The organism is Rhodococcus sp. USK10, assembly GCF_019378875.1.
GTDB classification, from domain to species: domain Bacteria; phylum Actinomycetota; class Actinomycetes; order Mycobacteriales; family Mycobacteriaceae; genus Rhodococcus_F; species Rhodococcus_F pseudokoreensis.
Map to the genome: position 1 here is coordinate 1,766,060 of NZ_CP076048.1, position 18,305 is coordinate 1,784,364.

Genomic DNA, 18,305 nt, shown 5'->3' on the forward strand with positions numbered 1-18,305 from the left:
GCGGTGCCGCGCCGATCGTCCGACACCCACCGCGGTGTGCCGTACCTCACATTGGATTTAATCTAATGGCTATCGGTAGATCAGGCAAGCCCGGGGAAGTTTTCTCATCCCCACCTGCGCGGATCCGCCAACGCTCGGGCCATCCACTGATGGAAATGCTGGTTTGCAATCTCGTTGCGGCCGAAAAAGAGCGGCCCGATATCAGTGTTCGCTACCGCCTTCTGCAGGCCCTCGTTGACGACTAGATCCTCGTCGCGGAGCACGGCCATGAGGATGTTCCAGTTCTTGTCCCACCGCGCCTTCTGCTCCTCAGTCACAGCAGGTTCCCGAGTGAGGAGGCGCATCTGCATGCGAGTCCCCACGGCCACGCCCGGGGCAGGTACAAAGTTGAGAACCTCCAGATGGTCCGGTTGACGCAGCACTGACATGTTGGGCATCAGGAAGTGCGCAACAGTGATATGCCGATCGATCGACACGTCCCCGGGTTCCTCACGACGGACCGTGTCAATGCTCTTGCGTGCCGACACCATACGTCCGTGGCGGCCCATCGGCTGCCAGAACTGTGCATTGTTGTAAAAGTACGGGGCAACAGTTCCGGCATGGGTCGAGGTGATGTGATAGCCGTCGAGGAAGGCGTCCATCAGGACCTTCCAGTTGATGTCTACATCGAAGTTCTCGGCGACATAGCAGGTGTACTTGTCCATCTCCATGGCGGCGAGGGAATCGTCGAACTCGTGACCGAGCCACTCGGCTATGTCGATCTTGCGATCACCCGCAGCGGAGTCGATGACCCAGACGAAGCCGTGCCGCTCCTCGACCGGGACCTCCAACAGGCTCATACAGCTTCGATCGACCGTCCCGTACGTCGGCTCGTCCGCGATCGACCGCAGGCTGCCATCGCTCCCATACGCCCAGCCGTGATAGCGGCACGAGAAGACTCTCTTCCTGCCCTTGCTATCAGGCACGAGCCTGGCTCCTCGGTGCCGACAGGTGTTGACGAACCCACGCACTCCCCCGTCGGCCTGCCGAACGAGAACAACTTCGTTGTTGGGCAGCTGGACCGTCAGGAAGTCGTTCTTGTCAGGCAGCTCGGTGCTGTGCGCTGCGATGATCGGAACATATCCGAACAATTCGAGGCGCTCGCGGGCCGCCAGTTCGGGATCGGTGTAGACCGTCGGATTGATCTCGAGGATCTCCGGTGCCATGTCGGTGGTGCCGTTTTCGATGTGATCGAACATCGCTCGGGCGAATTCCGTCTTCGTCGCCTGATCGTAAGGTAGATCGGCATACAACATCGTGCGCACTCCTTCGGGGACGTAAGGTCCTGCAAGAACGACCTATAACTGCAGACTCTTGATTTCGGTGAATTCCTCGAGGCCGAATGCCCCGCCTTCACGCCCGTGACCGGACTGCTTGAACCCGCCGAACGGCGCAGCGCCGTTGAACTTCCCACCATTGACCTCGATCTGCGTTGCGCGCAGTCTGCGCGCAACCGACTTCGCGCGCGCGTCGTCAGAGGACCACACAGCGCCGGCGATTCCGAAGATCGTGCCGTTCGCGATCTGGACCGCTTGCTCGACCGTGTCGTACGCAATGATCGACAACACCGGTCCGAAGATCTCTTCTTGCGCGATCGTCGCATCCGGGTCCACCTCGGAGAACACGGTCGGTTCGACAAAGAAGCCGGTGCGGGCCGGTGCGTCGACCGAGCCTACGACGAGCTTCGCGCCTTCCTTGACACCCGTTCGGATGTAGCCGAGAACGCGCTCGCGCTGAGCTGCGGTGACCATGGGTCCGAGCTTCGTGCCGCCGTCGGTCGGGTCGCCCGGTGCGTATGCAGCGACCGCGGCTGCCGCGAGCTTCTCGGCCTGGGCGAGGCGAGAGCGCGGCACGACCATCCGGGTCTGCGCATTGCAGGACTGTCCGCCGTTCATATAGCAGGCGCGCACGGTGTGCGGCACCGCCTTCGCGAACTCTTCGTCGCTCAGATCGTCGAGCAGCACCGCAGCACTCTTTCCACCGAGTTCGACCGACACTCGCTTCACAGTGCGGGCGGCAAGTTCGAGGATTCGCTTGCCGACCGAGTTCGATCCCGTGAAGCTGACCATGTCGATATCCGGATGCACGGCGATGGCCTCGCCGACGATGGGCCCATATCCATGGACGAGGTTGAACACGCCCGGTGGTATTCCGACCGCATCAACCGCTTCTGCCAGGGCACGGGCGGTAAACGGGGCGACCTCACTCGCCTTGACCACCACTGTGCACCCGGTCACGAGTGCTGCGCCGATCTTGGCGGTGATCTGATGCAACGGGTAGTTCCAGGGCGTAATGCATCCGATCACACCCACCGGCTCACGCACGATCAATGAATTGCGGAGCGGCTCTTCCCAAGCGAAGTCCTCGGCCGCGGTAGCCGCCTCGCGTAGGTCGACTATGCCCAATCCGACTTGCGCCCAACGAGCGACCCTGCGCGGGGTGCCGACCTCGGCGACGACAATGTCGGTGATCTCGTCCTGCCGCCGCTCCAGTTCATCGGCGAGGCGGGAAACAAGTTCCGCGCGTGCGCTCGGCTCAATTCGCGACCACGGCTCCAACGCCCCTTTCGCAGCGGCCACCGCGAGATCGACATCCTCGGCAGATCCAGCGGGGACGTCCCCGATTCGCTCCTCGGTGGCCGGGTTGACCACGTCGATACGTTCATCACTCGTGGAGGTAGTCCACTTACCGTCCACATACAAATCAAAGGTCACGATGGCTCACTCCGCATCATCGGGTAGTTCGAACTCACCGGTAGCTCGAAATGAATGTCCTGGCGGGTCTCATACCCGCAGAGGACTACGCTTGCGCTGAAGTCACGGTTCGTTCCGGACGTTAACAGCCAGCTGGAATTTACCTTAAGGTTGTAGATAACGACATGTCAAGGCGTAACTGAACGGTCGAATGCCGAGAACATTGAGTGCGCAAAGCCTTCGGCAGACCATCAGGGACTGCGGGCGCCTGCTTGCCCGTAGGTTGTCCCGTATTCTCCAGCCACCGCACACCGCTCACGACCCGATGAAGTCCCGCAGGCTTGCGTCAGTCATTGTCGTCGTGGTCCCGCTCATCACACCGGCCAGGAATCCGCGGATCGTTACCACGAAGAGTTCGCGCGACGACCATCTGTTGTCTGCGAGAGCGCGGGTAAGCGTGGGGTGTCTGCGCGGGTCAACATTCGGGAAAATCTCGCTACTGCCGACCGGGTCGCGCATGAGTTCGGTAAGAGTTGTTGCGAGTGAAAGTTTTTCCAACCCGTCCAAGATCACCACGTGCAGAGGTGCGGGCACGCCCGCGTCGTCGAGGATTCGAGCGCATCTCTCGTATGTGTTCGTGAGGATGTCGCGCGGAAGGAACTGCACGAGCACGAGCGCCGCATTGGGGTGGCAGAGAATTGCGTCGCGGTAGTTGAGACTGAGGTCGACAAACCACTCCACCCAATGGGTGCCCGACGGAAGATCGGGAACGATCGCCTCCGTCATTATCTCCTTCGCCACCTCCGTCATGAGCTCACGGCGATCAGCGAAATGGTGATACAGCGACGATGTGCTTACGTTCAGGTGCTTGGCGACGCGCGGCAGACTGAACGCATCCATGCCTTCGGTGTCGATGATCTCGATGCTTGCAGCGATCGTCGAACTCCGGCTGATCAAAGGCTTTACAGGTCGTCCCATCACTCCCACTTTCGATCGAGAATCGGATCGCAAAGCATCCGTCCAATAGCGCTGCGACAGAATCGTCTTTGTCTCACCCCATGCTCGGATCCACAATCCCGCCGTACCGGCTCCGGTGGAAAACCAGAGGTTGCGTTGCCGAGTCGGCCCCGAAGGCGAGCATGCCGGCGACGGCGATCAGGTGATCGCCGCCGTCATGTTCCGCATCGAGTGCCACCTCGAACCAGGCCGCAACGCCATTCAGGATCGGCGCTCCGCGCTTGGCGGGACGCCACTGCACTCCGTCGAATTTCGGGCCGCCCGATTTCGCGAACCGGTCGCTGAGGTCGCATTGCCCCGCAGCGAGTACGTTGATGCAGAACGTGTCGGCGGTTCGAATCGCAGGCCAGCTCGTCGAACGCTTGCTCGGGCATAGCAGCACCTGGGGCGGATTCAGCGACAGTGCAGAGAACGACTGGCAGGTAAAACCCACCGGGTCGTCGCCCACCATCGCCGTCACCACCGTCACGCCGGAACAGAAATGTCCCAAAACGTCGCGGAACGCCCGAGTATCCACCACCGGGCGCGTACTGTTGTCCAATCGTGTCGACATATGTCGTCCTCTCATCTACCCGGTGTGATGTGCACTCTGATCTCACCTGCGGGACTGAGCCATCCGCGACGCTCGGCGTACTCGATCATCGCGTCGAATCCGGCCGACCACGAGTCGTCCGCCGCCTGTGTTCCTGCGAGAGCACGAATCGTGTTCGGATCGACGAAGACATGCTGCTCGCCGGACGGTCTGCCGAGGGATGCGAGGTCCCCCGCCGAGATACCGTGCTCCGGTTCGGCCGGTTCGATATGAAGTGAGCCGAACTCGCCGGCAGCTTCGAGCCGGATTCGCGGCTCACCGGGGGTCCAATCAATGACGATCCGCACGAACTCCTCCGCTCTCGGTGGTGTGGTGGAACTCAGCTGGCGCGTGGGCGCACTGTCGGGTCCGGGGGTAGACCATGAGTTTCGAGAATCGGCAACACCTCGTCCAACAGCAACCCCACGCATGCATCGCGCGAATCCCCCGCCGCGACGGCCGGGACGATCGTGACGCCGTCGGCAACATCGGCGGCGCGGATGTCCAGGATCAAGCTTGCGAGCCCACGCGGCGTTCCGACATAAACCATCGTCTCGACCCCAACCGTGGCCGTATCCGACGGATGTTTGTGTGCCCACGCTGCTTCGGAGCGCGCCGTCCTCGCGTCGGTCGCGATGTGTACGGCGACATCGAGCAACACGTCGACCCGACCAGTGGATGTCCCGCCTTCTTCGAACCCTGCCCGAATCCGCACCCGCTTCCTCTGCGCCTCACGAAGGTCCGGAGCTGTCATCCGCACCGTGTCGAGGGCACCCGGACGCCCGACCAGAATGGTGCTGTCGCCCGACGCCGTCGGTGTCGACAGGTCCAGGGCAACGGTAAGCTGCGCCCAACTCATGACGCCGCCCGCCCCGTGCCAGGGGTCGTCCGTCGCCAGACCAGCGCCGGGGACAACGTGGTGGTGCGGAACACGAGGGGATCCGACGACAGGGTCATGTGGTCACCCGCGAAGCGCACAAATCGCTTCTGGATGTCACCAATCCAGTTCGGATACAGCGATACCGCCATCTCGTGCCAGACGACGGAGTTCCCCTCGTCGACGCGGTACGGACCCGAATACGCGAGGTATCCGCCGGCAGCGTCGCTGCGTTCGCTCATCTCACCACTGTGCACATTGGGGGACCGGTACAGGGTTCGGTCGGGACGCATGATCTGCGCCGACATGAACCCGTCTGCCGAGTAGATGATCAGTCCGCTGGCCTCGGGCCCCAGCGGGTAGCCGACCTTGCCCGTATCGGACGTCGTCGAGTAGTCGACGAGTTCCCAGGACCCGACGATTCGATCGGCGATCGAGACGCCATCGTTATCGGATCGGCTGCCCATGTCCTGCCGTTCGTCGTCAACCACTGCCATGTCCTGCTTCCTTTCGGCTACTCCGAAGCAACAGCTGCTGCCATTACTTCCTGGTCACAGCACTTCGCGGGTGCTGAGAAGAACTGAACTCGAGAGTGCCGCCATAGGCCCCCCGATGAACAGGGACACCTTGGCATCGGGAACCTGGTTGGTCGAGTTTCCACGCACCTGGCGCACCGCCTCGACTGCCAATCCCATTCCGTTGACGAACGAATCTGCGAGGTTTCCGCCGCTCGTGTTCACCGGGAGCAGCCCGTGTGGAGCGATCAGATTCTCGACGGTCATGACCTTGCCGGCGTCGGCGCCGCGTGGACACAGCGAGTGATCGATCAGCGCGGCTACTCCCGAACCACTGAAGTTCTCGTAGACCTGGACGACATCGACCTGGTCGGGACCGAGTTCGGCATCCGCCCACAGGGTCTCCGCGACACCGGCGGCACCGGAGAAACCGGCCGAGGTGTAGTCGAGATCGTTCTCCGTGTCGACGGCGTATCCGCCTACCGCGCCTTGACTGCCGGCCAGCACATACGCCGGATTCGAACGGAGTTTCTCGGCGCGATCGGCGGCTACCAGGATCAACGCAGCCGCTCCGTCGTTCTCACGGGAGCAGTCGTAGAGCCGGTACGGCTCGACGATCACCCGGGACAATTCGTATGTCGCCTCGTCGAGTGGACGGCCGAATGCCGCGGCATCCGGATTCTGCTGGGCATGGAAATAGTCCGCGAGAACCAGGGACCTCATTGCAGATTCGGGGACACCGTCGTGCTCGAGCATCCGCCGAGTGCGCAGCGCACACGCCTGCGCCGGCGATCCGACACCGTGCGGAAGCATGTGACCGTCGAAGTGATGCTTCGCATATCCGAGTCGTCCGGAATACTGCTGCGCCATAGCACGATACACGACCACACACTGCGCCTGCCCCGCCGCGATGGCTACCGCCGCATTGGTGATCGCCGCCGCAGCGCCACCGCCGCCTCCACCCCAGATCATGTTGGACCATCGAATCCGATGCGACATGAGCGACGCACCGACGACCGTTCCGTCGTTCTCACCACCGCCGTACGAGACGAAGCCGTCGATATCGCGTGGCGACACACCCGCATCGGCAGCTGCCTCGACGATCGCACGCAACGTCATCCGGAGCTCGCCGTCGGGCGATTCTCCTCGCTTGTAATGGAACTCGCTGACTCCCACCACGGCCGCCGCCCCGCGGAGAAATGTATCGGTCATCGGTGTCCTCCCCACTCGGTCTCGGTCAACGTGCTCGCGCGTTGCCAGCGGAGCAGCGGCCAAGGTGAATCGGCAGGCTGTTGGATAATTCCTGTGACTGCATCACCGATGGCGATGTCGGCGTCGCCGTTCTCCGCCAGCAGGCCGAGCACCCGGCGACCCCCGGCATGCTGCAGTTCAACAAGAACCGTGATGAACGGCAGTTCTTCGGCCAGATCCGGGATGAAGGGGTGCCAGGTCCGCGACCACGAGAAGACCCGTCCGACCTGCTCCACGGCGACCCATTCCGGGTCGAACGTCTGGCATTGACCGCACATCCAGCGTGGCCCCCAGATCCACAAACCACACTCGCCGCACTTCTGCAGCCGCAGCTCACCCGCGCGCAGCCCCTCCCAAAACGGCAGGTCCAGACCGTCCGTGTACGGACCGACCAGGGCCGGAGCCGGGAATTCACGGGCCACTCCTGCACTCGGTGTCATCGGATCCCTCTCTTCTCGTGAACTGACATATCGCTCCTAGCCGACGGGACGGGTGTTGCGGCGGGCCTGATCGGTTAGTGCTTGGTCAGGTAGCCGGCGTCGATCGGCAGGTCGATCCCGGTCACATACTTCGCAGCGTCGGAGACGAGCCACAACACGGCGTCGGAGATGTCCTGCGGTTCGAGCATCGTCACGTCCAGCAGATTCGTCCGGTCGTTGTCCTTCCACTTCCGTACCACGTGCGGCAGCACCTGCGACAGGCCGGCCGCCATGGGCGAATTGACCCCGGTCGGGTTCACCGTATTGACCCGAATGTTGTGTTGGCCGAGCTCGAATGCGAGTGTGTCCTTCAGTCCCTGGAGTCCGCTCTTCGCTGCCCCGTAGTGACCCCACGAAGGAGCAGCGCCCAGTCCGTCGACAGACGAGGTGATCACGATCGACCCGCCTCGGCCGCCGTGGATCATTACGGGCACGATGGCCTTGCATGCCTTCCACGCTCCCGAGAGATTGACGTCGAGCATCGTCTGCCACGCGTCGTCCTCGATTTCGATCGTCGACTCGGCATGATCGTGGACGCCGGCGTTCGCCAGCAGGATGTCGATCCGTCCGAACTGCGAGACCGCCAGGTCCGCGACAGCCTTCATGTCTGCACTACTGCGGACATCCGCCTGCAGACCGGCAATCTCGCCACCGGCTTCCTTGACCAGCTGGATCGTCTCCTCGAGATCCTCCCGTGTCGCGAGTGCGTACTGCACCTCCTTGATCGGTGCGGCGACGTCGCAGACGACGATCTTGGCACCGGCGGCGGCGAGAGTGAGCGCGTGCGCGCGGCCCTGTCCTCGTGCTCCGCCGGTGATCACTGCTACTTTTCCGTCGAGTGACGTCATCGATGCTCCTGTTTTCGAGATATGGATGTCGAGGTGGGAATTGCCGGACCACCTACCGCGCGCTCTTCGCGCGCTCGTAGTCCTGCGTCGCCTGACTGATACCGGTCGCGAACCGCTCGCTGAACCCTTCCTTGCGGACCTGCGTCCAGTGATAGGACTTCAGCAGCGGTTCGCACGTACCGGTGAATCGAGGCATGACGTCACGCATGAGAATGCGGTACATGCGCGACGTGGCCTCGGTGTCAGCCCAGTCGTGGGCCGTCGCGAGAAAAGTCCCGAAACCACCGGTGTCGTCGATGATCTTCTGGATGTAGTTGATGGCATCGTTCGCATCACCGATGCAGCCGTATCCCGACTCGTTGACCCGCCGGACCAGTTCTTCGTGAGCGACTTCCTCACCGGGCTCGATCATCTTCATCGGGGTGACGATGTGGCGATAGTCCATGAAGTCGCGTAGCCCGTATCTGGTCTCCTCAACGGCCTGCTCGAAGGTGTCGGCGATGTGGATGTTGCCGACGATCGCCCAGTCTTTCCGATCAACGGTGTGCCCGTACTCGTTCGCCTCGCGGGTGGTGATATCCCAAGTCTGCGCGAGCAATTCGACCGACTTCGCGCTGGTACCGCCGATGGACAGCAGCCCGAGCCCATATTTTCCGGCGAGCTTCGGGCCCGACGGCGACATTGCGGCCGCGACGGTTATGGGCACCCCGGGGTACGAGTAGGGGCCCAGCTGCACTCGAGCATCCTCGAGTGCAAACCATTCCGTCTTCCGGTCGACGGGCCCCGAAGTATTGAGCAGTTCCAGAATTGCGTCGAGGGATTCCTCCATCCGAGGCCGCAGAAGGTTGTAGTCCATGCCCATCATCTGCGAATCGGCCACAAGCGCACCCGGTCCCACCCCGACGCGGATCCGGCCTCGAGTCATGTGGTCCAAGAACGTGATTCGATCGGCAACCATCAATGGATGGTGGTAAGGAAGCGAGATGACGCCGCTACACAGCTCGATGCGTGAAGTACGCTGAGCGGCCGCTGCGACCATCAGTTCCGGCGACGGCCCGACCTCGTACCCACCGCTGTGATGTTCCCCGAACCACACCTGGTGGAATCCGAGCCGATCGAGATCCTCGACGTGGCGAAGGTCCTGTTCAATCGCCATCGTCGGGTTACGTCGAGGGTTGTGGTATGGAGGAAGGAACACTCCGCACTCGAGCGGCGCAGTCCGCACGGCCGGCGCAGTGTTCACATCTGTCAGTTCCATTCAAATCTCCTGTCGGTCGGTTCGCGATGCACCGCAAATGGTGACGATGGCCCGTGCCGCCTGCGTTCCTCGGTTGTGCCATCGATGCTTGTTGCCGTTTACCACCACGGTGTCGCCTGCATTCAGTTCGATCTCCACCCCGTCGTCGAGCTCGAGTACGAGCGAGCCCTCGAGAAGCACATGCACGTCCACGGAATCGGTGCGGTGGAACCCTGGCGAATCCCCGTCCATGACGACGATTCCGTTGTCCTTGTCGCCGATCCCGCCGGGCTCGAGAACCCAGCCGATCACCCATACCCCACCTGGATCGGGAAACCCGACGGTGTCCGAAACGTAGCCGAGATTGGGCACCTCGGGAACGGAGGCGGAGCGCCAGATCGGGTCGATCCCGGCGGCGTCCAGCCTCTCGACCTTCTCGTCGGCGACGAGCACAGCCGAACCGTTCCGTTCGGCGGCGATCACGCGGCGAAAGCTCATTCATGCCCCTTCGGGAGATAGCGGCGGGAGGGATAGGGAATTGAAGTTGCCAAGCAGATGCCGATTGCTCGCCACTGAAAGCTCGAGATCTGAACTCTGTCGATGATCTCCGCAATCGTGACCGGTGAACTCAAGGCAGTGGTCCTTCTGTGCAGTGCGAGCTTCGCCCGACCCTGGCCGAGCAGGTAATCGCAATGATCTGTCCCACAGAGATTTCAATGCGATGGCGCAAAACGAGAGAACCCCGTGCACCGCAGTTGCGGCGCACAACCCTCCCATCCACCCAAGTGCCGTGGATCACATCGATTAATCTAAATGCCATCGGTTAATTGGTCAAGAGGTGGGGCCCAACACCACCTGACTTCCCTGCGCAACAGGGGTATACGACGAAGTCTTGACCGCGCGGGATCCGCTGATCTACCTTCGTCGCAGGGCATTTTGCCTTTCTTACGTCAGCCGTCGCACTTGCATGACAGTGCGAGCCCACCTGACCTTCCGGAAGAGCTCCCTCGTCACCGAGGCACCTTCCGGACCAGTCCCCTCGCGAAGGATCCCGATGCTCACGACAAAGATCGATATTCCCGCACACCTGATCACCGACTTCGATGTTTACGACCCGTCCTTGGCTGTGCCGACCGACGTGTTCCAGGAGCGTGTCGACGCATTGCGCAAACAAGGACCGATCCTCTACTCCCCGCACCACGGCGGACACTGGGTCGTCACGCGGTACAAAGAAGCCCTCCAGGTACTCCAGGATCCGGAGACGTTCTCGAGCTTCCCGAACAATCTGTTGAATGCAGCGCAGGGCAGGTTTCTTCCGCTCGAGCTCGACCCACCCGAGCACAGCTACTACCGGCAGGCATTGCAACCGCTGTTCAGCCCCAAACAGATGAAGGCACTCGAACCCGAGATCCGGGGAATCATCACCGAGCTGATCGACCAATTCGCAGACGCGGGCGAATGCGAGTTCATCTCCGAGTTCGCGCACGAGGTGCCAACCCGAATCTTCCTTGCGCTCATGGGATGGCCCCTGAGCGACGCACCGAAGTTCACTGAGTGGACCGACATCACCCTTCAGGGCATCCCCGGAGCGAGCGAGGAGGTATCCGCCGAGGCCCGCGCGAAAGCCGCCGCCGAGATCTACGAATACTTCGGCCGGGTGGTCGCGCAGGTCCGATCCGGCGAAGGCAATGCCGAAGGCCTTACAGCTCAGATCATCAACACCCCACTCGCGGTCGAAGGCAAGCCTCGGCAACTCACCGATGAGGAACTGTGCCGGATGTTCTTCCTGCTTCTCGTCGCTGGACTGCACACTGTCCAAGGCGCGCTTGCATGGGGACTGCTCCACTTGTCGCGCAATCTCGAGCAACGCGAGGCGATCATCGAAGATCCAACACTGATTCCGTCGGCGGTGGAAGAGATTCTGCGCATCGAGACCGCGACGAGCAGCGGCCGTCGCGCGACCCGCGACATTGAGATCGGTGATGTCACGATCAAGGCAGGCGACCAACTGCTGGTAGTGATGACCTCTGCCAATCGCGACGAGGACGAGTTCGACGACGCGGACAAACTTCAGATCGAACGGCATCCCAACCGCCACATCGGGTTCGGGGCTGGACCGCATCGCTGCCTCGGCTCGCATCTCGCGCGGCTCGAGCTGAGACTCGCCCTGGAGGAAATTCACAAGAGGATTCCCGACTACGCCCTGGTCGGGGATAACCCTCCGGTATTCCATTCCTCCCAGGTCCGTGGATGCGCGAAGCTGCCGATCACCTTCACGCCGTCTACGCGATAACCTGCGCTCCGCGAAAGGATCCGCCGCTTTGAACAGCCGGCTGCGCTCCGGCGACGGCGCGGCCCGGTCGTGGCGAGACTGCCCGAACAGCAGAAGGTCCCCGGTGGTGACTCCGGGGACCTTCCGTCCTGTGTCACTGCGCCGAGGAAGCCGACGACAGCGCCGAATCGTCGTCGGTTCGGCATCTTCCTGCTGATCCGGGCAGGAACCCACTGATTAATCGCGCCAATCTTCAGTGCCATCGATTTGGCCATGGCGACGAGTTCGGCTTTTACCGCGGAAAGAGCGCTCGCGCCGGGCGACGTGCGGGCCTGCCTGAAGGACCGTTGCCGAACACCATTCAGCCCCAATACTTGGACATTACGGGCAGCTCGAAGCAGCCCGGCCGGCGCGGGATCGCAGCACCGATCCTGCGCGCTACGCCGGTGACGGGGCAGCAGCCTTCGTCGAGTTCGCTACTGGATCACCGAACCTTGTCGTAGTCGGCGGGCACGTCCGCGAACGTGTCGCGGAGCTGGCGCTTCGCGATCTTGCCGCTGGGCATGCGGGGCAGGGGTTCGTCCATGAAGACGACGTAGCGCGGCACCTTGTAGTCGGCGAGCCGCTCGTTGCAGTAGCCGACGACTTCGGATTCCTTCATCTCGGATGAGATCCTGACCAACGCGGCCGGTGTCTCCCCGAACTTGGCGTCGCCGACGCTGATCACAGCGACTTCCTCGACCCCGGGGATCTGATTGATGACGGCTTCGATCTCGGCGGGCGAGATGTTCAGGCCACCGGAGATGATCATGTCCTCGAGGCGATCGACAAACGTGAGGTAGCCATTCTCGTCGAGCGTGCCGAGGTCGCCGGTCTGGATCCAACCATCGACCAGAGTCGCGCGGGTGGCTTCCTCGTTGCACCAGTATCCCGGCATCATGCCCGGTCCGCGCAGCAGGATCTGACCGGTTTCGTGTGGCGGTAGGTCGTTTCCTTCAGCGTCGACCACTCGGATTTTGGTGAAGATTCCGCCCCACCCGCACTTGTCGGGATGTTCGGATGCTTCGTCGCGGGGCATTGCGGTCGCCGATCCGCCGATTTCGGTCTGCCCGTATATTTGTCGCAACGCCACGCCTCGAGCCTGCCACTTGTGCAGCAGGCCTACGGGCACACGGGCGCCACCGACGTGCGCGGTGACCATATGGCTCAGGTCGGCGTCCACGAACCCTGGCGCCTTTGCGATCTGCTCGAACAGGATCGGCGGCCCGGTAAGAGTGTTGGCCTTCTCCTCGGACAGGATGCGGAGCGCCTCGGATGGCTCGAACTTCGGCTGCAGGAAGAGGGTTCCGCCATGCAGGACGACCCGCGAAATGCCCCAGATAATGCCGGCGGTCGTGAAGAGCAACAGCACCAACACAGGACGGAGGCCATTCTGCTGAATCGGTTCCATAAGGAGCCACTCGTGCATCTCGCCGGCGATCGTGGCGTGTGTGAAAATCACGCCCCTCGGCTTACCGGTGGTGCCGCTGGTGAACACGATGGCGGCGGGAGTGTCGAGATCGACGATCGGTGTGCGGTACTTCGCGTGGTCACCGCCGCGCAGTGTACGCACGCCTTTTCGAACACTGCGATCGAAAGGTATTTCGAGCCTGCTGAACCTCTTCGAGCCGCGGCAGCAGCGCCTCGTCGCAGTAGACCACCTTCGGTTCGCAGTCTTCGACGAGGGTTGTGAGCTCCCCGGCGAGCATGCGGTGGTTGAAACCGACCGCTATGGCGCCGACCTTCATCGCGCCGAGCGAGGCCACGGCCCACTCCAGGCTGTTGGCACCGAGGAAACTCACCCGATCGCCGGGAGAAACACCTCGAGACGCAAGGTCGTGAGCGACCCCGTCCGCCCAGCCGGCCAGTTCCGAGTAGGTGACGACGTCGCCGTCGAAATCGATGGCCGGCAGATTCGGCACGGAACGCGACCAGTAGTTCAATGCGTCGGTGACAGTGCCGCTCATGTGCGCCTCCAAATTGTGCCGTCGAATTACCGGGTGGTGCGGCGGGCACCACCAACCGTGCACGGACCCCGGATCCGCTCCATGGTGCCGCGCGTCACATCCGCCATTTTAATCTAAAGGCTGTTGTTTAAACGGGCAAGTGTCCGTTCGGATTCCCTTTTCGAGCGCCACCGCCGCGACAGACGGCGCGTCGTTGCACCAGGCTTTGCGCACTACGTATGTCATGAGCACTTCGGTTGATCGCGGGGTTCGGAACGCCGCTCCTGTGGAAGGAAGCGGTCACCGTTGCTTCACGCCGCTCGCCGTAGGACTTGCCTCGTCGAGCACCATCGAGGATCCGCGCGACCAGCACGACATCGACTCCGGCCCGCGCGCAGTTGTAGGCGATGGCCCTGCCCATCATCCCCGCGCCGACGATGCCGATCGTTGTGCCCGCCGGGGACCCGGAATCCTCGATCATGACTGCTTATTCTCAATGGGCCGACGGCGTAGGGAAGGCACCGAAGATCGGAGTGCCCGTCAACGGCTCGACCGGAATGTCGTTTTCAGGGCGTTGACGTCGGCGCCTGGCACAGATACCGAGGGGTCGCGTTCACCAGCGGCGATGCGTCGACCGGGCATGGGCGGTGTCCCCGCCTGCGATTGCCTCTTGGTGTCGGGTGGTGGCGCAGTAGCGGGCCAGGTCCGCCAGATTCATGCCGGTCTCCCCTTTCATCGCTTCCGCGCTGCGCCGCAACCGACCACAATCGCGAACTTGATAACACCCACTGCAATTGGCAATAATTTCATTGCAGTAGATTCCGAACGCAACGCCCGATTCGGACTCCGACGTTCGGTTGTCCCTTTGATGTAACGCTCGTACATGGTCATCGGAGAACCGGCCGGCCCGCGGAGCTCACCCGCCGACGCCACGCAGTCTCGGCGGAAGGCGATCACCCGATCCTCGGTGAAGCCAGCGATATCTCACACCACAATGTCGGCGTCGGCTTCCACTACTAGGTGAGTGCCGAAGCGTCCTCGGGCACGCTTTGCCGCTCACGTGGGTGGGGTCATCTCCAATCGCACCCCGAGGAGCCGGACTTCCCGCTCGGGGTCGAGCCGGTCGACCAATGCTGCTGCAGCGTCGGCGATCACGTCCGGATCGAATGTCGGCTCGGGTAGCGGCTTGCTCGTCGTGTGGGTGTCGAACGGGGCGTAGCGCACCTTCAACGCCACTCGCACCGCCTTGCGGTTCTCCGCGAGGATGTCCTCCCGGACCCGAGCGGCCAGGCGTCGGATTTCCTCGGTGACAGCCTCCCGGCCGGCGAGGTTCTGCTGAAACGTCGTCTCCCGGCTGTGCGATCGCGCCACCCACGGTTCCGCGGACACCGGGGAGAGATCGATTCCCCGACCGATCCTGGCGTACCACGGACCCATGTTCGGACCGAGGGTCGCCGCCAACTCCTGATCCGAGGCGTCGGCCAGTTCCTGCACGGTGTTGATACCGAGCGCGGCAAGCTTTTTCGAGGTCTTCTTACCGATCCCCCATAGCGCGTCGGTGGGGCGCTCCCCCATGACGTCGAACCAGTTCTCCTCGGTGAGCCGGTAGATGCCCTGCGGTTTGCCGAAGTCCGTCGCGATCTTGGCCCGTAACTTGTTGTCGCCGATACCGACTGAACAGTGCAGCCCTGTTGCTTCGAGGACGGCGTCGTGGATGGTTCGGGCGAACGCCTCCGGATCATCGGTCTCGACACCGAGAAACGCCTCGTCCCAGCCCATGACCTCGACGACGACATCCAGCTTCCGCAGGGTGTCCATCACGACGCCGGATACCTCCATGTACGCGTCGGCGTCGACGGGCAGGAACACGGCGTCGGGAATCTTCCGTGCCGCGATCCGCATCGGCATCCCGGAACCGACACCGAATTCCCGCGCCTCGTACGACGCCGTCGACACCACCGCACGCTCCGTGGGATCCCCACGACCGCCTACGACGACCGGACGTCCCCGCAGCTCAGGGTGGCGCAGCACCTCGACTGCGGCGATGAACTGGTCGAGATCGACATGCAGCACCCACCGGCGACGCGGCAGAGTGCTCATGGGACCAGTGTGCCCGAACCATCCGTCCGAGAACCCCGGAATCTGTGGAGTTCCCGGACGGTGCCACGGTCACTGCTCGTCGCGTTCCCGCAGGTCGTCGGCGTAATCACCGAGGTCGCGGCGGTTGAGCCTGCGTGACTTGCCGAGCTTGCGAAGCGTCGGGATGGTCTCGCGGGCTGCGACACCGATGCCGCGCCGCTTGCGCGGAGAGCACAGCGCGCAACCGCGGTAAGTACGTGAGGGGTGGTGGGTAGGCATGCCGCCTCCGATGGTGACTCCGCGCGAAGCGAAGGTTTCAGAATACATCGGTGCCGTCGGTCGGCGGTAGCAATTCGTCCGGGAACCGATACGAGCATCCGAGTTCACTGGTGGAGCGGGTGCCCCAATTGTCCCGGAACCAGGCCACGCAGGTGTTCGCGATCAGGTTGACGTCGCGGCTGAAGAGATAGCCGTCCGTACAGTCTTCGAAGTGGTCGTCGAACTGCCAGATATCGAGTGGCAGGTTCTCGGTGGAATAGTCGGCAAGCAGCAGGTGCCCGAGTTCGACGCGTGATCTACGGAGCATCAACACACCGTCGGCCAGCACCTGAATCTGCGCGCAGACGACTTCTTGGTCGTCGTCCTCACTGACGTAACTGTTCGGGCCGATCTCGACGATGAGCGCGACCGGTTGATCGACCAGCGAACCCGTCAACCACTCGACCATTCCCGCCCACGAAACCTCGGGCAACTCGGTGGAATCGACCATCGTCATCACCTTCCCTTGCTCGCGATCAAGAGGGGATCTTCGGGAGCCTCCCCCTGTGTCGTATCAAAGCAGAAGGTTGCGACACGTGTGGCCCGAACTCGCCCCGCTTCGACCGGTGTCGTTCACGCAACCGACTCACCGCGAGAGCAGCCCCGACCATCGAGCGAGTCGAATGTGGATGTCCTGCTACAGGTTCGACTCGCGGGTCCCATCGCCACCTACATCGACAGCACCATCTTTGCGAAGAGGCGACCCCAGACGGGGTCCATCGGCTGGTCGCGCTGGACCCAGCCCTTGACCATGGCGCCGGTGAGTTCGAGGAACGAGATCGTGGGGCGGGCGAGCCAGAAGACTTCTTCCCGGCCGACGATTGTGCCGTCGCTCGTCTGCCAGCCGAGGGCGGCGAGTCCTTCGGCGATCACGTCTCGGCGTTCGACCGACGTGGTGCCGGCGGCGAGGGTGAGGAGCACGAGGTATCCGGCCTCCCGCTCGATGGGCTCGTCCGCCAGGGGCAGCCGGTCGAGAAGGTGTGCCCACAGCCGGCCCGCATCGCTCGCCGTCGCGGAGCCGAGTTTGGTGCGAATCAATTTTCCCTTGTATTTGCGCGCCAGTCCGAGGGCTTTGGCGTATTCACGGAGCAGGTGGACCGGCCGCTGATCCGACTCGCGGTTGCTGGTGGCGGGCCAGTCGTCGAAGCCCGGCAGTTCCTGCCGCATCTCCGCCACCACGGCCGGCGGGAGGTAGCCCGCCTGGGTCAGTGTGATGCCGTCGGGTCCGATGCGGTTCAGGAACCACCGCAGGTGGAACGTCGCCGCTTCCTGCGCCTCGCGGATGTCGCCCAGCCGGTCGGTGAGGTGGGCATGCTCGAGAAGTGAAAAGACGTGCGGGGCAGCCTGATGTGGGATCCGGCGCAGCAGTGCGGCGAACTTCGAATCCGACACCGGTGGGTGGTCACGAATGACGGCTTCGAGTCGCAGGCCACGGTTCACGGTGTCGACGCCGAACGATTCGGGTGCGAAGCCCGGCCCCACCCACGCCCCGGCGTCGTGATGACCGGGGTGCGACGGCGTCGCCAGGACCTTCAGCAGGTCGTCGTAGCCGCCCGGTCCGCCGCAATCCTCCGGCGGGCACGCGCGGGCGCCGGCGAGGCAGGTGACGGTCGGCTCCGAGTCGTCGGCGTCGATCCGTTCGAGCACGATCGTGTGCTCCCAGCCGTCACCGAAGTCGTACAGATAGGACAGCTGCTCCTCCGGTTCGGCCAGAACCTGATCGAGCCGCACCGCGTCTTCGCACAACTCGTCGTCCTCGTCGGCGAAACCCTCGTCGATGCTCTCGCGCATGTCGTAGCGCTCCGACGCGGGCGGCTCACCACCGACCCACGAATGCAGATGGCTGTCCTGCCAGCCCATGATCGTCTGCACGATCGGATGCAGTTCGTGCAGCCGCAGGTTCGACGGCACCACGAATTGGCGCCAGATCGGCGGCGACACGTAGTCGAGTTCGATACGCAGGTGGTAGCCCGCGACGCGGCGGCGGCCCCGCCGTTCGGACGGCCGGACGATCACCGGCACGTCAGGAACGACGGACAGGTGTCGGCGTTTACCCGAAGCGGTCATGGCGTCATGGTAGGCGGGAGGCAGAAGTGTCCGGCACAAGTGGTGACGATAGCGTGA

The 18,305-nt window shown here is 63.1% G+C and carries 20 protein-coding genes; 1 reads left to right on the forward strand and 19 read right to left on the reverse strand.

The features are described from left to right. Positions 1-104 precede the first annotated feature (104 nt). From I1A62_RS15175 to I1A62_RS15230, 12 genes are all read right to left on the reverse strand, one after another. The gene (locus I1A62_RS15175; RefSeq protein ID WP_124389662.1) at positions 105-1,295 is read right to left on the reverse strand and encodes an SRPBCC family protein; all 1,191 of its coding nucleotides are present in this window, start codon (positions 1,293-1,295) and stop codon (positions 105-107) included. A gap of 42 nt (positions 1,296-1,337) precedes the next feature. Continuing rightward, complete coding sequence (locus tag I1A62_RS15180; protein ID WP_124389663.1) at positions 1,338-2,753, reverse strand: aldehyde dehydrogenase family protein; 1,416 nt, start codon at positions 2,751-2,753, stop codon at positions 1,338-1,340. A gap of 294 nt (positions 2,754-3,047) precedes the next feature. Further along, on the reverse strand, positions 3,048-3,710 hold the full coding sequence (locus I1A62_RS15185) for a TetR/AcrR family transcriptional regulator (RefSeq protein ID WP_124389664.1): 663 nt from the start codon (positions 3,708-3,710) through the stop codon (positions 3,048-3,050). 73 nt (positions 3,711-3,783) lie between these two features. Further along, complete coding sequence (locus I1A62_RS15190) at positions 3,784-4,302, reverse strand: flavin reductase family protein (RefSeq protein WP_219459037.1); 519 nt, start codon at positions 4,300-4,302, stop codon at positions 3,784-3,786. Between the two features lie 11 nt (positions 4,303-4,313). Next, positions 4,314-4,628, reverse strand: a complete 315-nt coding sequence (locus I1A62_RS15195) for a hypothetical protein (protein WP_124389666.1) — start codon at positions 4,626-4,628, stop codon at positions 4,314-4,316. 32 nt (positions 4,629-4,660) lie between these two features. Beyond that, the gene (locus I1A62_RS15200; protein WP_257890810.1) at positions 4,661-5,179 is read right to left on the reverse strand and encodes a hypothetical protein; all 519 of its coding nucleotides are present in this window, start codon (positions 5,177-5,179) and stop codon (positions 4,661-4,663) included. After that, positions 5,176-5,694: a lipocalin-like domain-containing protein gene (locus tag I1A62_RS15205; protein ID WP_257890811.1), complete on the reverse strand. Its 519-nt coding sequence runs from the start codon at positions 5,692-5,694 to the stop codon at positions 5,176-5,178. The genes I1A62_RS15200 and I1A62_RS15205 overlap by 4 nt, the downstream gene beginning before the upstream one ends. 54 nt (positions 5,695-5,748) lie before the next feature. Next, positions 5,749-6,924 carry a transporter gene (locus I1A62_RS15210; protein ID WP_219459038.1) on the reverse strand — a complete coding sequence of 392 codons (1,176 nt, stop codon included), beginning with the start codon at positions 6,922-6,924 and terminating at the stop codon, positions 5,749-5,751. Next, on the reverse strand, positions 6,921-7,403 hold the full coding sequence (locus tag I1A62_RS15215) for a Zn-ribbon domain-containing OB-fold protein (protein ID WP_219459039.1): 483 nt from the start codon (positions 7,401-7,403) through the stop codon (positions 6,921-6,923). The genes I1A62_RS15210 and I1A62_RS15215 overlap by 4 nt, the downstream gene beginning before the upstream one ends. A 74-nt stretch (positions 7,404-7,477) precedes the next feature. Further along, positions 7,478-8,290, reverse strand: a complete 813-nt coding sequence (locus tag I1A62_RS15220; RefSeq protein ID WP_219459040.1) for a mycofactocin-coupled SDR family oxidoreductase — start codon at positions 8,288-8,290, stop codon at positions 7,478-7,480. A gap of 52 nt (positions 8,291-8,342) precedes the next feature. Next, positions 8,343-9,548: an LLM class flavin-dependent oxidoreductase gene (locus I1A62_RS15225; RefSeq protein WP_219459041.1), complete on the reverse strand. Its 1,206-nt coding sequence runs from the start codon at positions 9,546-9,548 to the stop codon at positions 8,343-8,345. Then, positions 9,549-10,025: a cupin domain-containing protein gene (locus tag I1A62_RS15230; RefSeq protein ID WP_124389672.1), complete on the reverse strand. Its 477-nt coding sequence runs from the start codon at positions 10,023-10,025 to the stop codon at positions 9,549-9,551. Positions 10,026-10,581: 556 nt separating this feature from the next. Between I1A62_RS15230 and I1A62_RS15235 the strand changes: the two genes are divergently transcribed. Further along, positions 10,582-11,820, forward strand: a complete 1,239-nt coding sequence (locus I1A62_RS15235) for a cytochrome P450 (protein ID WP_124389872.1) — start codon at positions 10,582-10,584, stop codon at positions 11,818-11,820. Positions 11,821-12,283: 463 nt separating this feature from the next. Here the strand turns inward: I1A62_RS15235 and I1A62_RS15240 are convergent, their stop codons facing one another. From I1A62_RS15240 to I1A62_RS15265, 7 genes are all read right to left on the reverse strand, one after another. After that, positions 12,284-13,411 (reverse strand): AMP-binding protein, encoded by a 1,128-nt coding sequence (locus I1A62_RS15240; RefSeq protein ID WP_257890812.1) that lies wholly within the window; start codon positions 13,409-13,411, stop codon positions 12,284-12,286. Next, positions 13,389-13,817, reverse strand: coding sequence for a class I adenylate-forming enzyme family protein (locus I1A62_RS47205; protein WP_257890813.1), 429 nt, complete (start codon positions 13,815-13,817; stop codon positions 13,389-13,391). The genes I1A62_RS15240 and I1A62_RS47205 overlap by 23 nt, the downstream gene beginning before the upstream one ends. Before the next feature lie 115 nt (positions 13,818-13,932). After that, positions 13,933-14,265, reverse strand: a complete 333-nt coding sequence (locus tag I1A62_RS15245; protein ID WP_219459042.1) for a 3-hydroxyacyl-CoA dehydrogenase NAD-binding domain-containing protein — start codon at positions 14,263-14,265, stop codon at positions 13,933-13,935. Positions 14,266-14,840: 575 nt separating this feature from the next. Then, a complete protein-coding gene (locus I1A62_RS15250) occupies positions 14,841-15,884 on the reverse strand; it encodes a DNA polymerase IV (RefSeq protein WP_219459043.1) in 1,044 nt (347 codons plus the stop codon). A gap of 69 nt (positions 15,885-15,953) precedes the next feature. Continuing rightward, entirely contained in the window at positions 15,954-16,142 is a 189-nt protein-coding gene (locus tag I1A62_RS15255) for a hypothetical protein (protein ID WP_219459044.1), read from the reverse strand. 37 nt (positions 16,143-16,179) lie between these two features. Next, on the reverse strand, positions 16,180-16,632 hold the full coding sequence (locus tag I1A62_RS15260) for a hypothetical protein (RefSeq protein ID WP_087558089.1): 453 nt from the start codon (positions 16,630-16,632) through the stop codon (positions 16,180-16,182). Positions 16,633-16,850: 218 nt separating this feature from the next. Further along, the gene (locus I1A62_RS15265) at positions 16,851-18,248 is read right to left on the reverse strand and encodes a plasmid pRiA4b ORF-3 family protein (RefSeq protein WP_219459045.1); all 1,398 of its coding nucleotides are present in this window, start codon (positions 18,246-18,248) and stop codon (positions 16,851-16,853) included. Positions 18,249-18,305: the final 57 nt, after the last annotated feature.

Excerpts from the sequence above, each read along its gene's own strand:
- I1A62_RS15220 (WP_219459040.1), bottom strand. The coding sequence starts at position 8,290 with ATGACGTCACTCGACGGAAAAGTAGCAGTGATCACCGGCGGAGCACGA.
- I1A62_RS15225 (WP_219459041.1), bottom strand. The coding sequence starts at position 9,548 with ATGGAACTGACAGATGTGAACACTGCGCCGGCCGTGCGGACTGCGCCG.
- I1A62_RS15250 (WP_219459043.1), bottom strand. The coding sequence starts at position 15,884 with ATGAGCACTCTGCCGCGTCGCCGGTGGGTGCTGCATGTCGATCTCGAC.
- I1A62_RS15255 (WP_219459044.1), bottom strand. The coding sequence starts at position 16,142 with ATGCCTACCCACCACCCCTCACGTACTTACCGCGGTTGCGCGCTGTGC.
- I1A62_RS15235 (WP_124389872.1), top strand. The coding sequence starts at position 10,582 with ATGCTCACGACAAAGATCGATATTCCCGCACACCTGATCACCGACTTC.
- I1A62_RS15190 (WP_219459037.1), bottom strand. The coding sequence starts at position 4,302 with ATGTCGACACGATTGGACAACAGTACGCGCCCGGTGGTGGATACTCGG.
- I1A62_RS15210 (WP_219459038.1), bottom strand. The coding sequence starts at position 6,924 with ATGACCGATACATTTCTCCGCGGGGCGGCGGCCGTGGTGGGAGTCAGC.
- I1A62_RS15185 (WP_124389664.1), bottom strand. The coding sequence starts at position 3,710 with ATGGGACGACCTGTAAAGCCTTTGATCAGCCGGAGTTCGACGATCGCT.
- I1A62_RS15205 (WP_257890811.1), bottom strand. The coding sequence starts at position 5,694 with ATGGCAGTGGTTGACGACGAACGGCAGGACATGGGCAGCCGATCCGAT.
- I1A62_RS15260 (WP_087558089.1), bottom strand. The coding sequence starts at position 16,632 with ATGGTCGATTCCACCGAGTTGCCCGAGGTTTCGTGGGCGGGAATGGTC.
- I1A62_RS15245 (WP_219459042.1), bottom strand. The coding sequence starts at position 14,265 with ATGATCGAGGATTCCGGGTCCCCGGCGGGCACAACGATCGGCATCGTC.
- I1A62_RS15175 (WP_124389662.1), bottom strand. The coding sequence starts at position 1,295 with ATGTTGTATGCCGATCTACCTTACGATCAGGCGACGAAGACGGAATTC.
- I1A62_RS15265 (WP_219459045.1), bottom strand. The coding sequence starts at position 18,248 with ATGACCGCTTCGGGTAAACGCCGACACCTGTCCGTCGTTCCTGACGTG.
- I1A62_RS15230 (WP_124389672.1), bottom strand. The coding sequence starts at position 10,025 with ATGAGCTTTCGCCGCGTGATCGCCGCCGAACGGAACGGTTCGGCTGTG.
- I1A62_RS15215 (WP_219459039.1), bottom strand. The coding sequence starts at position 7,403 with ATGACACCGAGTGCAGGAGTGGCCCGTGAATTCCCGGCTCCGGCCCTG.
- I1A62_RS15200 (WP_257890810.1), bottom strand. The coding sequence starts at position 5,179 with ATGAGTTGGGCGCAGCTTACCGTTGCCCTGGACCTGTCGACACCGACG.